Raw genomic sequence first — 14,579 nt, 5'->3', positions numbered from 1 at the left:
TCAGAGCACCGAGTGGTGGAAATCGAAGTCGAGCGCATCGGCGACGCGCTGGACGAGATTGCCCTGGATGAAATCGATCCCGCTCATCCAGAGCGTGGCCGCGGCCTGCGGGTCCTCGACCTGCTGGCCGATCACCTGCAGCCCGAGGCGATGGGCGCGCTCGATCGCGCCGCGCATCTCGTCGCGGATCTTGGGTTCGTCGAGCTGGGTGGAATAGCGCGCCGCCAGCCTCACGAAGCCGAGCGGCAACTGGGCGAGCAGGGCGTCGGCGTCGTCGCCCGCCGCATATTGGCCCAGGCACAGCTGCACGCCCGCCGGCACCATCGCCGAGCAGAACTCCTGCAGCGAAAGCGCGTGGATCAGGGCATCGTCCTGGCGCACGTCGATCACCAGTGCACCGTTGCCGACCGACGAAGCCTCCACCAGCTGCAGCAGCCAGTCCGCATACCCCGGCTGGATCAGGCTGCGCGAGGACTGCGACACGAACAGACGCATCGCACCGCCCCGCGCATTGCGCTCGACCAGCGTGGCCAGTGCGAGTTCGATGACCCGGCGGTCGATGTCGTGCAGCAGTCCGGCGCTCTCGGCGGCGGGCAGGATCCGCGCCGCGGAATGCAGCTCGCCATCGCGACCGCGCAGTCGCAGCAGGGTCTGGTACTGCGCCTGATCGCCCCCGGCGACCGCGACGATCGGCTGGAACGCGAGCTCGATGCGGTTGTCGGCCAGTGCGTCGCGCAGATCGCCGGCGAAGGCGTCGGGTGCGGCGCCCGGCGCGGGCGCGGCCACGGGCAGGTGCACTGCAATGCCGATCGGCGTACCGCGCGCGTCGCGCAGCGCCTGTTCGGCCGACGCCAGCGCGGTTCCGGGATCCTCGTAGCCGTGAGCCAGATCCGCATAGCCGACCAGCGCTCGCAGGCGGATGCGCTGGTCGCCCAGCGGGAACGGATGGCTGCCGATGCCGTCGCGCAATCCGCGCGCCCAGGCATCGAGCGACGTCCGCGCGATCTCGGGCGCGAACACCAGGAACGTCGTGTCGTTGAGCCGGGTCGCGGACGCATCGCCGACCAGCTCGCGCAGATGCCGTCCGGCATCGGTGAGGATGGTCTCGAGCCCCGCATAGCCGTAGCGGTCACGCAGGGCGGTGATGCCTTCGACCTCGATGAAGGCGAGCGCCCCGGCAGGACGCGCGGGAATCGCCGCGGCCAGTTGTTGCAGGAGCTGCAGCCGGCTGTGCAGACCGGTCACCGGATGGCGACCGGGGTCGGCCATCTGCTGCAGTGCGCGTGCCCGGCGGATGCGGTTCTGCACCGCCGCGACCAGATGCCGCGGGCGCACCGGCTTGGTGAGGAAGTCGTCGGCACCGACCTCCATCACCTCGAACTGGCGCTCCGGATCGTCGTCGCCGGTCAGGAACACCACCGGAATGTGTGCGAGCGCCGGCTGTTGCCGGAGCAGCGCGGTCAATTCGGCGCCGTCCATGCCCGGCATGTGCAGGTCCATCAACACCAGCGCGGGCTGGAACTCGGCCGCGGTGATCAGGAATTCAGCCGCCACGCCGACCACGCGTGCCTCGAAGCCCGCGCCGTTGAGCACGCTTTCGGCGAACAGCGCCTGGCTGGGATCGTCTTCGACGATGAGCACGCGATGGGCCGGCTCGGGCGCTGCATTCGGCGTCGACGCCGGACCGGCGGGCGGTGCATCGGCACGCGCCGCCTCGGCCGGATCCTCGGGCAGGCGGGGCTGGCCGGCGTCTGCGGCCCAGCGGCGCCAGTAGGCGGCAGGCGGAAATTCGGCGCGGTGTCGGCTGTCGGCGTCGGACATGGCGTGGACTGTGACGCGATGAAGGCAGGCCGGCAACTTTAACCGGTGGCGCCCGGCGCAGCGCGAAGGCCGGAAGGGCTCAGCCCGCGGCGCGTCGACGGCCGCCGGGCCGCAACCGCCGCCACACCAGCGCGAGGAGCAGCACTGCAAGCGCCGCCACCGCCAGCACCAGGGTCAGCGCCAGCCAGGGCGATACGAGCACCAGGCCCAGTGCGCCGAGGGTCACGACGTCCTCGGTCGACGAGGCGGCCACGTTGCTCACCGGCTCGGGCGACAGGTTGAGCATCAGCCGCGTTCCGGACTTGAGCACATGACTGGCGAAGGCGACGCCGGCGCCGGTGGCGAGCATGCCGCCGCCGAGTTCGCCATCGGGCGACAGCGCGGCCGCGGCCAGAAACGCGCCGGCCGGCACCCGGGCCAGCGTGTGCAGCAGGTCCCAGCCGGAATCGATGCCCGGAATCTTGTCGGCGAAGAATTCCGCAACGGCGAGGCTGCCGGCGACCCCGAGCACCCAGGGCGATGCCGCCGCCTCCAGCGCAGGCGGCAAGTCGAGCCAGCCGAGCGCGCCTGCGACTCCGACGCCGAAGACCGTGAGATAGACGCGGATGCCTGCCAGCCAGGCCAGCAGGACACCGGTCGCGAACAACTGGGCCTCGGACATCCGCTGCTCCCGACACCGGCGGCGCGAGTGCAACGGCCGCCCAACGCCGGCGAGTATAGGCAGGCCACGCGCTTGACGCTGCTTCCGCAGCCTCGCTATACCGTGCCGATGACCGAAACCGATCCCACCGGGCAGGCGCCCCGGCCGACAGCGTCCGCGCCGGCGCCCATGCCGGGCATGCGCCTGATCCTCGGGCTGCTGGCTGCGGTGCTGCTCTCGCTGGTGTTCGGGCTGTGGGGCGCATGGCAGGTGTTCGCGCCTTCCGGCACCAATCCGCAGCGCGAACTCGGCGCGGCGGCCGCGCAGATCGAGGGTCTGCAGCAGCAGGTGGCCACGCTGACCCGGTCCGACCAGATCAGTCGCGACGCCAACCGGGAGCTGCAGGGCACGCTGGCCGAACGCGACGAGGAGATCGTGGCCTTGCGCGCGGACGTCGCGTTCTACGAGCGGTTCGTCGGTTCCACCGCGCAGCGGCGCGGGCTCACGGTGCACGAGTTGCGGCTGCAACCGCGCACCGACCAGGGCTGGCACTACACCGCCACGCTCACCCAGAGCCTGAGTCGGGATGCCGCCAGCACCGGCGAGATGCGTCTGGCGATCGAAGGCACCCGCGGTGGCCGGATCGAGACCCTGGAATGGGCCGATCTGCGCCCGGGCACGGACGCCGGCGGCGTGGCGTTCTCGTTCAAGTACTTCCAGCAGATCGAGGGCGACATCGTGCTTCCGCCCGGTTTCCAGCCGCTGCGGGTCACGGTGCGCCTCGCGCCGGAACGCGGCGGCGCGGTGGATCGCGCCTTCAGCTGGGCCGATGTGACGCCGCGTTCCGGTCCGGACGCTTGAAGCGGGAGCAGGGGACCCCCATCCTTGCAGCCATGAACGATGTCCTCACGATCGAAGCACCGGGTTACCAGTCCCTGGAGCGGCCGCTGGAATTCACGCCTGCGGCCGCGGCCAAGGTGCGCGAGCTGATCGAGGGCGAAGGCAATCCGGCCCTGAACCTGCGGGTCTACATCCAGGGCGGAGGGTGTTCGGGCTTCCAGTACGGCTTCGAGTTCGACGAGCAGCGCAGCGACGACGACCTGGCCATCGTGACCGATGCGGTGACCCTGGTGGTCGACCCGCTGAGCCTGCAGTACCTGATGGGCGCGTCGGTCGACTATGTGGAAAGCCTGCACGGTGCGCAGTTCACCATCCGCAATCCCAACGCGAAGTCCACCTGCGGCTGCGGCAGCAGCTTCACCGTCTGAGTCCGGCCACCCGCGACGGGCGCGGCAGCGGCGATAATCGCCGCATGGACTTCAGCTTCGTCGATGCCCCGCTCGATCGCGCCGAACACCTGCGCACCGACTCCGCCGCGCTCGCCAGGCTCTGGCCCGAGGCGCGCGTCCTGCTGCTGGATGCGCGTGGCGATGCGGCCGTGGACGCGCACGGCGGACCGCCGGCGCTGACCGGGACCGCGGTCGGTCAGCGGCCCTCGAGTGCGGTGTTCCTGGGCCTGCACGGCGAACAGGGCTGGTTCGCCCTGCCGGCTGCCGACGCGCCGCCGGCGGTGCCTGCGCAGGGCTTCGTGGATCTGCGCAGCGCCGCGGCTCAGTGGCCTGCACGCGAGGCGACGGCCTTCGCGCAGGCGCGGGCCGTACTGCACTGGCGCGACCGGCAGCGCTACTGCGGCGCATGCGCCGCGCCGCTGGCGTGGGCGCGTGCGGGCTGGCTCGGGCGCTGTACCGGTTGCGGCATCGAGCACTACCCGAGGACGGATCCCGCTGTGATCGTGGCCGTCTCCGACGGATCGCGGCTGCTGCTCGGGCGACAGGGCGCGTGGCCGGCGCGCCGCTACTCGACGCTTGCGGGATTCGTCGAGCCGGGCGAGACCCTGGAACAGACCGTCATGCGCGAAGTGTTCGAAGAGAGCGGCGTGCGGGTGCGCAGCTGCCGCTATCTCGCCTCGCAGCCGTGGCCGTTTCCGTCGTCGCTGATGCTGGGCTTCGTGGCCGAAGCGGAACCGGACGTGCCGCGCGTCAACGACGAGCTGGAGGACGCGCGCTGGTTCGAAGCCGAGGCGATCGGCCTCGCCTTGGACGATGGCCACCCCGATCTGCAGCTTTCGCCGGTCTCGTCGATCTCGCGCTGGCTCATCGCCCGCTGGTATGCGATGCGCAGCAGCGCCGGGTGAGCCGCGAGAGGTTCAGCCGGGTGCGAGCCAGCTGAAGGGCGCCCAGGGCAGGTTGCGTGCGATGCCGTAGAGCGCGATCAGGCCCAGCCAGAACGTCGCCGTCGACATCCAGCGCGCCAGCGGCTGCAGCACGCGCGGACGCCAGCCCATCCGCCAGGCGACGAGGAGCGGGGCGGCGAGGATGGCGACCAGCATCAGTGGATTCATCGCCAGCGCCTGTCCCAGATCGCCGTGGACGAGGGCGTGCAGGCAGCGGGTCATGCCGCAGCCGGGACAGTGCCAGCCCGTGGTGGCGTAGAACAGGCACGGCGGAAACGGATTGCCCGGCGCGTTGGGATCGAAAACGCGCAGCAGCCAGACGCCCGCGCCCGCCGCCGCCACGCCGGCGCCCGCGAGGGCGACCTTCGTGACGGGGAGACGACGCGACGTCGGGCTGCGCGCGATGGCCATCAGCCGCCAGCCTGGATCTGTTCGAAGATCTGCCGGTACATTTCCATGCCGCCGCCCACGGTCATCGAGTAGACCGTCCACAGCAGGCCGACGATGCACAGGCCGGTGGTCACCCAGCACCACACCTTGGCGGTGTTGGATGCGCGCTGCGCGCCGGCCAGGTCGCCCTGTCCGAGCAGCGTGTTGACCTTTGCGGCGAATACGATCGCGACGATGCCGGGAATGGTGCCGACGATGCAGCACAGGCAGATCGACAGCACGGTGGCGACGATCGCCCAGACCAGATAGTTCGGCACGGTGCCCGGCGCGATGGGCGAGCCCGGCATCGCGGACGGTGCGCCGTAGGGATCGCCGGGTGGAGGCGGGGGCGGGGCGGCCGGTGGAACGGGCGGAATCGAGCTCATGGTGGTCTCCTGTGCAAGGCGAGGATGCGTCCGGACCTCCTCCGCGAGGGCCGGCGTCGGCGGTACTGTACCCGCCTGCCGTCGACTTGCGGACTCAGGCGGCGTCGCCGCGCAGCCCGCGCACGCAGGCTTCGAGCGCCGCGGCGCTCATCGCCGCCGGCTCGACGATGCGCGGCGCGGCCACCACTTCGACCTGCGCGCGGAAGCGACGCGGCACGCGCATCCTGGCCAGGCGCCCGGCGCCGGCGGCTTCGCTGCGCCGGCTCCACATGCTGCTCCACATGCCACGCAGCGCCATCGCCACGACGGGCACCGGCTGTCCGCGTTCGGCGGCGCGCGCCAGGATGCGCTCGACCCCGCCACGGAATGCGGCGATCTCGCCGTCGCGGGTCAGGCGTCCCTCGGGAAAGATGCCCACCAGTTCGCCCTCGGCCAGGGCCGCATCGATGGCATCGAACGCACGCTGCATCAACGCGGGATCGTCCCTCGCGCCGGCGATCGGGATCGCCTTGGCGTGGCGGAAGATCCAGCGCATGCCGGGGATCGCGAAGATGCGGTGGTCCATGACGAAACGCACCGGACGCGGAATCGTGGCCGCCAGGATCAGCGCATCCATGTAGCTGACGTGGTTGCAGACGATCAGCGCCGGGCCCTCGGCCGGGATCGCCGGATCCACGTCGCGCTCGCGCAGCCGGTAGAGCGTGCGCACCAGCACCATGCTGGCCAGGCGCATCAGGAACTCGGGCACCAGGGTGAAGATCCACACCGCCACGAGCAGGTTCGCGACGCCGAGCGCCAGGAACACCTGGGGAATGCTCAGGCCCGGCAGCGGGATGCGCAGGCCGGCCAGGGTCACCCCGTCCATCTGCACCAGCACCCCCAGCACTGCGGCGGTGACGATGAACAACGAGTTCTGGATGTTCAGGCCGGCGATCACCCGCGACAGCTCCGACTTCGGGGTCCGGCTCTGGATCAGCGCGAACAGCGGCACCACGAAAACACCGGTGAACAGGCCGATGCCGGTGAGGTCGAGTGCGATCCGCCAGCCGCCGGGCGTGGCCAGGAACGCGGCGATCGACAGGCCGGTGGCCGGCGGCTGGCCGGGCCGCGCGAGGTAGAGGTCGAGCAGGAAGACGGTGATGCCGAACGCGCCAAGGGGCACCAGGCCGAGTTCGACCGTCCGCGCAGAGAGTTTCTCGCACAGCAGCGAACCCACACCGACGCCGACCGAGAACAGCGCCAGCGCGAAGATGTACAGCGCGGTGTCGTTGACGACGCCGCCCAGATGGACCTCGGCGTAGGTCGGGAGCTGCGCGGTCAGCACGGTGCCGACGAACCAGAACCACGACACGCCGAGGATCGCGTTGCGCACGGCGAGCTGGCGCCGCGCGAGCCGCATCACGGCGACCGATTCGGGGACCGGATTCCAGTTGACCTTGAGCTCCGGCGCGCCGGCATCGACCTTGGGAATCAGCCGCGCCACCACGTTGCCGGTGACGGCCAGTGCCACCACCGATGCCGCCGCGGCCTCCGGCCCGTAACTGCCGGCGATCTTGAACACCAGGCCGCCGTAGATCATGCCGGCGAGAATCGCGATCGACGTGCCCATCTCGACCAGGCCGTTGCCGCCGGTCAGTTCTTCGGGACGCAGCACCGAGGGCAGGATCGAGTACTTGACCGGGCCGAACAGCGTCGACTGCGTGCCGGTCAGGAACAATGCGACCAGCAGCACCGGCATGCTCGCCAGCAGAAAGCCGATCGCCGCCAGCGACATGATCCCGATCTCCATCGCCGTGGTGACGACGATGAGCTTCTGCTTCTCGACCTTCTCCGCGATCTGCCCGGCGATCGCCGAGAACAGGAAGTAGGGCAGGATGAAGAGGGCCGGCGCGAGGTTGGTGTAGAGCGTGCGTTCCGCCGTGCTGACGCCGAGCACGAACAGCAGCGCGATGATCGACTGGCGGTAGACGTTGTCGTTGAACGCGCCCAGAGCCTGGACGGTGAAGTAGGGCAGGAAGCGCCGCTGGCGCAGCAGGGCGAACTGGGACTGGCCGGCCATTCGGGCTCCTCGTCGATTGCGCGGAGCCTAGCAGGCTGACGTCGATCCACAAGGCGTGTGCTGCGCGCGGTCGGGGCATCCGGAACGCACGGCACGACAGCGCTGGACGTGCACCGGGACACGTATCCGCCCGCGATCACGGGCCCGCCGATCGGCATGTCATCGGACAAGGACGCTTGCGTGGCGGGCGTTTGGTCGTGGAACGGGTGCCGGTTGCATCCACGCGGCACGCGAAGGCCGGGACGCCGGCGCTCGCGGTCGCCGGTCGCACGCGTGCGGGATGCCGAGGTCGCGGGACCTCGAACCCTGCCGGCCACCGTGTCACGTCGGCGCTGGTCCCTGCGCGCCTGCAGCGTCGCAGCGGCGGCCGTTACCCCTCGATGCGTCGCAGTCGCATGTCGCCGCGCGAGAACGCGAAGCGATGCCGTTGCAGCATCGGACCGATCGCGTCCGGCGCATCGTAATGGCGCGTGCGCGTGACCGACTCGGGCAACTCGATGAAACCGGCCTCGACCGCATCACCCGCGATGTGCACCAGGCCGACGCCGTGGCGGCGCGTCTGCGCGTAGCGGATCGACGGATTGCCGTGGGCGAGCACCGTATCCAGCGCCGCCGCGAGACGCCGGGTGGCCTGCGCCTGCGGGTCGTCGCCCGACGCGCTGCGCGCGACGATGCTGCCGATGGTGTCCGACGACACCGCCGGCGTCGTGAACTCGACGGTACGTTCGCTGTGCTGGGTGGCGAAGCTGGCGTGGATGTCGCCCGAGAGCAGGATCGTGCCGCCGGCCGGGTCGAACACCTCCGACAACAGGCGCGCGCGCTCGGCCGGAAAGCCGTCCCATTGGTCGAGGTTGAGATAGAAGCGGCGGCGCATCGGCTCGGGTGCATCGAGCGCGGGATCGGCCAGATCGAGCACCAGCGAGGTGAACGACACCGAGCTGGCGACGACCTTGAAGCGCGCATCACTGCCGCGCACGCGCGTCTGCAGCCAGTCGCGCTGGTCGGCGGCGAACGGCGACTGCGCGCCGTCGAGCGCGCGCAGCGCGGCGAACAGGTCGAAGCCCGCCTGCACGACGACGTAGCGCGCGCCGATGTCGCTGAAGGCCGATGTCTTGCCCAGCGCCAGCCACGGCAGGCCGCGCGGCAGGCCGGCGGCATCGGGCAGCGTAAGCTGCGCGTCCGCCGGCGCGGCTGCGTTCCAGGCCTCGAGCATCGGCGCGAGCGCGGGCAGGGCGACGCCGCCTGCGATCGCGGCGTCCGCGTAACGGCGGGCGGCGGCGGCATCGAGGCCGGCGCTCCGGGCGGCCTGCAGTGCGCCCGCATGCGCGACCGCGCGCAGCGGCGCCCGGTCCGCTGCGTCGAGCGGAACGTAGGGCACCAGCGTCGGCAGCACCTGCGCCGGATCCAGTCCGAGCTTCGGCAGCCCCGCGCGCAGCTGCGCCTCGTCGAAGGCCAGCGCGCCGGGAAACGCGTCCTCGGGAATCGCGTGGTCCGGCCGCGCGCTGCGGTAGTCGGTGACCAGCAGATCGAGTGCGCGGCCGAAGCGCAGCCCGCGCCAGATCCGCAGGTTCGGAAACAGCTGCGCGCGTGCGACAGGCAATTGCGCACCGTCGGCCAGTTCCAGGTCGACCGGCAGGTATTCGAAATAGGCCTGCTCGGCATTGCGGCGGCGTTCGCGGTCGCGCTCGTCGCGCGCGCCGTCGTGGTAGGTGCCCACGTCCTGCCAGCAGTCGTCGGAGAACTCGTGGTCGTCCCAGACCGCGACCAGGGGCGCGCGTTCGAGCAGCGCCTGCAGCACCTCGTCGGTGCGGAACGTGCGGTGCAGCTGGCGGTAGTTGTCGAGGCTGCGCGCGGCGTAATACGCGCTGCCGCCGCGTTCGAGCCGGAGTGCGCCGTCCTGGTCGTCGAACACGATCGCGCGTTCGGCGCTCTGCTGCTGGAACTGCGGATCGCCGGCGGTCTCGTAGATGAAATCGCCGAGGTGCAGGATGAAGTCGAGGTCTTCGCCCAGCAGCGGCAACAAGCTGTTGTACCAGCGCCCGCCGTAGTCCTGGCAGCTGAGGAACGCGAAGCGCACCGGCACGTCGGCATCCGGCGCCGGCGCGGTACGCGTGCGGCCGTGCGGCGACGTCGGCGCATCGGCGCCGTCGCCTGCGACGAAGCGGTAGTGGTAGGTCGTCGCCGGTGCGAGCCCCTCGACCCGCACCTTGATGCAGCCGTCGCTGCCGTCCACGGGCGTGAGCATGCGATCCACGCGCAGCCGTTCGAAAGCCGCGTCCTCGGCCACCTGCAGGCGCACCGGCATCGGCGCGTCGGTAGCGACGCGCGTCCACAGCAGCACGCGGTCCGGGCGCGGATCACCGGACGCGACCGACTGCGGAAACAGCGTGCGCGAGACGCGCGTCGCGCTGCGCGCGGCCGCGGGCAGCGACGGAAGCACGGTCGCCGAGGCGGCGACGACGAGGGCGGACAGGAAACGGCGACGCGTCAGGACGGGCATGCGTGGGCTGGCGATGGCGGGCGAAGCGGGCATCGTCGGCGCTGCGCATGACGCTGCCGTTGCGCGCGCTGCCGGCCGCCGCGTCACGAGGATGTCATCGCCGGATCAAGTGCGCGCAATGCGCGGCCACAATGCTGGGCGTTTACCGTCCACTTCCGGGGAACCCGCACCATGCCTGTCCGCGTCCATCCACTCGTGCCGGCATTGCTGGCCGGCCTCGCTTCGCTCGTCGCCGCCGATGTCCATGCGCAGTCTGCGATGACCTCGCCGCAGGAGCTCGACCGGATCACGGTGACCGCGCAGAAGCGCGAGCAGCAGGTGCAGGACGTGCCGATCGCGATCACCGCGCTGTCGGGCGAATTCCTCGACGCGCTCGGCGTCGACGGCTTCGAGCAGCTCGGCAATTACGTGCCCGGCCTGCAGACCCAGGTGCAGAGCCCGAACAATCCCGGCTTCGTGATCCGCGGCATCACCTCCGACAGCGGCGATGCCAGCAGCGAGCCGCGCGTGTCGGTGTTCCAGGACGGCGTGTCGATCAGCCGCTCGCGCGGCTCGGTGGTCGAGCTGTTCGACATGGAGCGCGTCGAGGTGCTGCGCGGCCCGCAGGGCACGCTGTTCGGCCGCGGCGCGCAGATCGGTGCGGTGCACCTGATCCAGAACAAGGCGCGCGGCCGCTTCGGCGGCGCATTCCGCGCAGGGATGGGCAACTTCGGCGAAACCTACTTCACCGGCCACCTCAACACACCGCTGGTCGACGACACGCTCTACGGCCGCGTCGCCGTGTTCCACCAGCAGCGCGACGGCAGCATCGACAATCTCGCCGGCGGCGACCTCAACGGGCGCGATACGCAGGCGATCCGCGGCGCGCTGCGCTGGGATCTCGGCGACACCGGCACGCTGGATCTCGTCCTCAACCACCAGCGCGACACCCCGCCGGGCACCGCGTTCCGCAGCGGCAACATCCCCACGCGCGAAGGCAGTACCAATTTCTGGGACAGCGCCGCCGATCTCAACCGCGGCGCGCAGCTCGGTCTCGACCGCACCGTCGACAGCGCCACGCTGCTCGGCGACCTCCGCCTCGGCGACGACTGGACGCTGGCGACGATCACCGGCTGGCGCCGCTTCGACTCCACCGAGCAGTTCGACGGCGACGGCTCGCAGGCCGACCTGCTCGAATTCGCCGAGATCGCCGCCGGCCGCCAGTTCAGCCAGGAGATCCGCTTCAACTACGACGGCGGCGGCGCATTCCGCGGCTTCGCCGGCGCCAGCTGGTTCGACGAATCCGGCTCGCAGCGCGTGCCCTTCAGCACGGACGAGCGCAGCCTCTACGCGCTGCTGTCGCCCACCCTGACCGCGGCCGCCGGCGGTCTGTTGCCGGTGGTGCCGCTGCTCAATCCCGATGGCACGCCGAACACCGCGCTGTCGGTGATCACCGTCCATCCGGCGTTGCAGCAGCTGCTCGGCCTGCCTCCGGTGTTGCCGCTCAAGGCGCGGCACACCGAGGAATACGCCAACTTCGGCGATACGCGTGCGCTCGAACTCTTCGCCGATGGCACCTGGTCGCTGACCGACCGCTTCGATCTCACCCTGGGCCTGCGCTACACCCGCGAGGACATCCGGTCCGGCTACGAAGCGTTGTTCGACGGCGTCCCCAGTGTGCTCGGACTGTTCCTGCCGTCGTTCCCCGACAACGTCGCGTTTCCCAACGCGCTGTCCGCGCCGACCGGCGGCCGCCTGCAGGCATCCGACACGTTCTCCTCCGTCGTCGGTCGCGTGGTCGCCGGCTACCGGTTCACCGATACGCTCAACGGCTACGCCAGTGTGTCGCGCGGGCGCCGGCCGGACCTGCTGCAGTTCAACGACGGCGCCATCGAGGAAGTCGCGGCGGAGATCGTCTGGAACTACGAGCTGGGCCTGAAGGGCGAAGCCGCCGCCGGCCGCTTCACCTACGACCTCGCGGCGTTCTACTACGACTACAGCAACTTCCAGGCGCAGGTGGAGAACCCGAACGCACCGCCGTTCTACATCACCGCCGATGGCGGCAACGCGCGCGCCGTCGGTGTCGAGGCGGCGCTGATGCACCGCTTCACCGATCGGCTCGGCGGCTTCGTCAACTACGGCTGGATCGATGCGAAGTTCAACGCGGTCGACGATGCCGGCAACCCGCAGTCGCTGGCCGGCAACCGCTTCCGGCTCACGCCCGAGCACACCGTCGCGCTGGGTCTCGACTGGCAGATGCCGCTGGGCAATGGCGGCGCGGCCTATGTGCGGCCCAACTACACCTGGCGCTCGCAGGTGTTCTTCGAGGACGACAACCGGCCCGGCATCGAGCAGGGCGCCTACGGCCTGTTGAACCTCAATGCCGGCCTGCGCCTGGCCGGCGGCTGGGATCTCGGAGTCTATGCGCAGAACCTCACCGACCGGCAGTACCTGATCGATGCCGGCAACACCGGCGCGCTGTTCGGCATTCCGACCTTCGTGCCGGGCAGCCCGCGGCTCTACGGCGTGCGCGTCGGTTACACGTTCTGATCGGACGCCGGCGGGGCCCCGGCCGGGGCTGTGCCGGGATCCTCGCGGACCGCGCGATAGCGGCGCTCGAGTTCCTGGCGGATCTCGCGGCGTTGCCGGCCCTGTTCGAAACGGCGCCGCTCGTCCGCCGTGACGGGTTCGAGCGGTGGCACCGGCGTCGTGCCACCGTGCTCGTCCATCGCCACCATCGTGAAGAAGCAGCTGTTGGTGTGGCGCACCGCGCGGTTGCGGATGTCCTCGGTGACGACCTTGATGCCGACCTCCATCGACGTGCGCCCGGTGTAGTTCACCGATGCGAGGAAGGTCACCAGTTCACCGACGTGGATGGGCTCGCGGAAGGTTACCTGGTCCACCGACAGCGTGACCACGTAGCGCCCGGCGTAGCGGCTGGCGCAGGCATAGGCCACCTCGTCGAGGTACTTCAACAACGTGCCGCCGTGCACGTTGCCGGAGAAGTTCGCCATGTCCGGCGTCATCAGCACGGTCATGCTCAGCTGGGTGTTGCCTGGAATCATGACGATGCTCCGATGGCGTGGATGGTCAGCCGTCCTGCGCAGCCCGTTCGCGCGCGATCGCGCGCCAGCCGATGTCGTGTCGGTGGAACTCGCCAGGCCAGGAGATGCCGGCGAGCTCGCCGTAGGCGCGCGTCTGCGCGTCGGCGACGGTGTCGCCGAGTGCCGCCACGCACAGCACGCGACCGCCGGCGGTCACCGCCTGGCCGTGGGCGTCGAGCGTCGTGCCGGCATGGAAGACCTTGGTATCGGCCAGCGGCGGCGTGTCCCAGGTGTTGATGACGTCGCCGGTGCGCGGTGTGCCCGGGTAATGTTCGGCGGCCATCACCACGCCGAGCGCGGGACGCGGGTCCCAGCCGGCCTGCACCGTATCCAGGCGGCCGTCGATGCCGGCCTCGATCAGCGCGGCGAAATCCGAGGTCAGCCGCATCATCACCGGCTGGGTCTCGGGGTCGCCGAAGCGGACGTTGAACTCGATGACCTTGGGCGCGCCGCTCGCATCGATCATCAGGCCCGCATAGAGGAACCCGGTGAACGGCACGCCGTCGGCGGCCATGCCGCGCACGGTCGGCTCGATGACCTCGCGCAGGATCCGCGCGTGCACCTCGGGCGTGACCACCGGTGCGGGCGAGTACGCGCCCATGCCGCCGGTGTTGGGGCCGGTGTCGCCGTCGCCGACGCGCTTGTGGTCCTGGCTGGTCGCCATCGGCAGCGCCGTGGTGCCGTCGACCATCGCGATGAAGCTGGCTTCCTCGCCGTCGAGGAATTCCTCGATCACCACGCGCGCACCGGCCGCGCCGAAGGCGTTGCCCGACAGCATGTCGGTGATCGCGGCTTCCGCCTCGTCCACAGAGGTCGCGACGATCACGCCCTTGCCCGCGGCCAGGCCATCGGCCTTGATGACGATCGGTGCGCCGTGCTGGCGTACGTACTCGACCGCGGTGTCGGCGTCGGTGAACACCGAGTAGCCCGCGGTCGGAATCCCATGGCGGGCGAGGAAATCCTTGGCGAAGGCTTTGCTGCCCTCGAGCTGGGCCGCGGCCGCGGACGGCCCGAAGATGCGCAGCCCCGCCTGCTGGAAACGGTCGACCACGCCGGCCACCAGCGGCGCTTCGGGGCCGACGACGGTGAAGGCGACGCCCTCGTCGCGTGCGAGGGCCAGCAGCGCGTCGAGATCGGTCGCCGTGACGGCCACGTTGCGGCATTTCGGCTCGCGCGCGGTGCCGGCGTTGCCCGGTGCGACCAGCACTTCGCCGACGTGGGCCGATTGCGCGAGCTTCCACGCCAGCGCGTGTTCGCGGCCACCGGCGCCGATGACGAGCAGCTTCTGCATGAGACCACCAGACTGAAGGGGAGCCCGATTTTAGCGGCTGGCGCCAGGACGCGCCTGCCGGCATATGCGCCGGGCCGCGACGCGTACGTGCATCCGGACGCACACGGCGCGGATGCTAGGCTCGGTCCCCGTTCCCG

The 14,579-nt window shown here is 70.6% G+C and carries 12 protein-coding genes; 4 read left to right on the top strand and 8 right to left on the bottom strand.

Annotated elements, in window-relative coordinates; translation table 11 throughout:
• A complete protein-coding gene (locus tag H0E82_RS09115; RefSeq protein ID WP_180545139.1) occupies positions 1-1,821 on the bottom strand; it encodes an EAL domain-containing protein in 1,821 nt (606 codons plus the stop codon).
• 79 nt (positions 1,822-1,900) lie between these two features.
• Positions 1,901-2,482, bottom strand: coding sequence for a DUF4126 domain-containing protein (locus H0E82_RS09110; protein WP_180545138.1), 582 nt, complete (start codon positions 2,480-2,482; stop codon positions 1,901-1,903).
• 108 nt (positions 2,483-2,590) lie between these two features.
• Here H0E82_RS09110 and H0E82_RS09105 point away from each other — a divergent pair, with 108 nt between their 5' ends.
• From H0E82_RS09105 to nudC, 3 genes are read left to right on the top strand one after another with little or no spacing between them, the layout of a single operon-like run.
• Complete coding sequence (locus tag H0E82_RS09105) at positions 2,591-3,322, top strand: DUF6776 family protein (protein WP_235974247.1); 732 nt, start codon at positions 2,591-2,593, stop codon at positions 3,320-3,322.
• Positions 3,323-3,354: 32 nt separating this feature from the next.
• A complete protein-coding gene (gene erpA / locus H0E82_RS09100) occupies positions 3,355-3,729 on the top strand; it encodes an iron-sulfur cluster insertion protein ErpA (protein WP_180545137.1) in 375 nt (124 codons plus the stop codon).
• A 44-nt stretch (positions 3,730-3,773) separates the two neighbouring features.
• Positions 3,774-4,655 carry an NAD(+) diphosphatase gene (nudC, locus tag H0E82_RS09095; protein WP_180545136.1) on the top strand — a complete coding sequence of 294 codons (882 nt, stop codon included), beginning with the start codon at positions 3,774-3,776 and terminating at the stop codon, positions 4,653-4,655.
• 12 nt (positions 4,656-4,667) lie between these two features.
• Here the strand turns inward: nudC and H0E82_RS09090 are convergent, their stop codons facing one another.
• The 4 genes from H0E82_RS09090 to H0E82_RS09075 all read right to left on the bottom strand — a co-directional run bounded on the left by H0E82_RS09090 (position 4,668) and on the right by H0E82_RS09075 (position 10,101).
• Positions 4,668-5,105 (bottom strand): DUF2752 domain-containing protein, encoded by a 438-nt coding sequence (locus tag H0E82_RS09090; protein WP_180545135.1) that lies wholly within the window; start codon positions 5,103-5,105, stop codon positions 4,668-4,670.
• On the bottom strand, positions 5,105-5,509 hold the full coding sequence (locus tag H0E82_RS09085) for a CD225/dispanin family protein (RefSeq protein WP_180545134.1): 405 nt from the start codon (positions 5,507-5,509) through the stop codon (positions 5,105-5,107). Before H0E82_RS09085 ends, H0E82_RS09090 begins: the two co-directional genes overlap by 1 nt.
• A gap of 94 nt (positions 5,510-5,603) precedes the next feature.
• The gene (locus tag H0E82_RS09080; RefSeq protein WP_180545133.1) at positions 5,604-7,568 is read right to left on the bottom strand and encodes an MFS transporter; all 1,965 of its coding nucleotides are present in this window, start codon (positions 7,566-7,568) and stop codon (positions 5,604-5,606) included.
• A 370-nt stretch (positions 7,569-7,938) separates the two neighbouring features.
• Positions 7,939-10,101 carry an alkaline phosphatase D family protein gene (locus tag H0E82_RS09075; RefSeq protein WP_180545132.1) on the bottom strand — a complete coding sequence of 721 codons (2,163 nt, stop codon included), beginning with the start codon at positions 10,099-10,101 and terminating at the stop codon, positions 7,939-7,941.
• Positions 10,102-10,239: 138 nt separating this feature from the next.
• Here H0E82_RS09075 and H0E82_RS09070 point away from each other — a divergent pair, with 138 nt between their 5' ends.
• Positions 10,240-12,597: a TonB-dependent receptor gene (locus H0E82_RS09070; protein WP_180545131.1), complete on the top strand. Its 2,358-nt coding sequence runs from the start codon at positions 10,240-10,242 to the stop codon at positions 12,595-12,597.
• On the opposite strand, the gene H0E82_RS09065 is transcribed toward H0E82_RS09070, so the two are convergent.
• Both H0E82_RS09065 and purD read right to left on the bottom strand, forming a co-directional pair.
• Complete coding sequence (locus H0E82_RS09065) at positions 12,585-13,112, bottom strand: acyl-CoA thioesterase (RefSeq protein ID WP_180545130.1); 528 nt, start codon at positions 13,110-13,112, stop codon at positions 12,585-12,587. The two genes, H0E82_RS09070 and H0E82_RS09065, sit on opposite strands and share 13 nt — an antisense overlap.
• Before the next feature lie 25 nt (positions 13,113-13,137).
• Complete coding sequence (gene purD, locus H0E82_RS09060) at positions 13,138-14,442, bottom strand: phosphoribosylamine--glycine ligase (RefSeq protein WP_180545129.1); 1,305 nt, start codon at positions 14,440-14,442, stop codon at positions 13,138-13,140.
• Positions 14,443-14,579 lie beyond the last annotated feature (137 nt).

Origin of the sequence: Luteimonas deserti (assembly GCF_013425765.1) — a bacterium.
Taxonomy (GTDB): domain Bacteria; phylum Pseudomonadota; class Gammaproteobacteria; order Xanthomonadales; family Xanthomonadaceae; genus Luteimonas; species Luteimonas deserti.
Note: the sequence above shows the minus strand (reverse complement) of the source record. Positions and strands in the feature narration are given on the sequence as shown.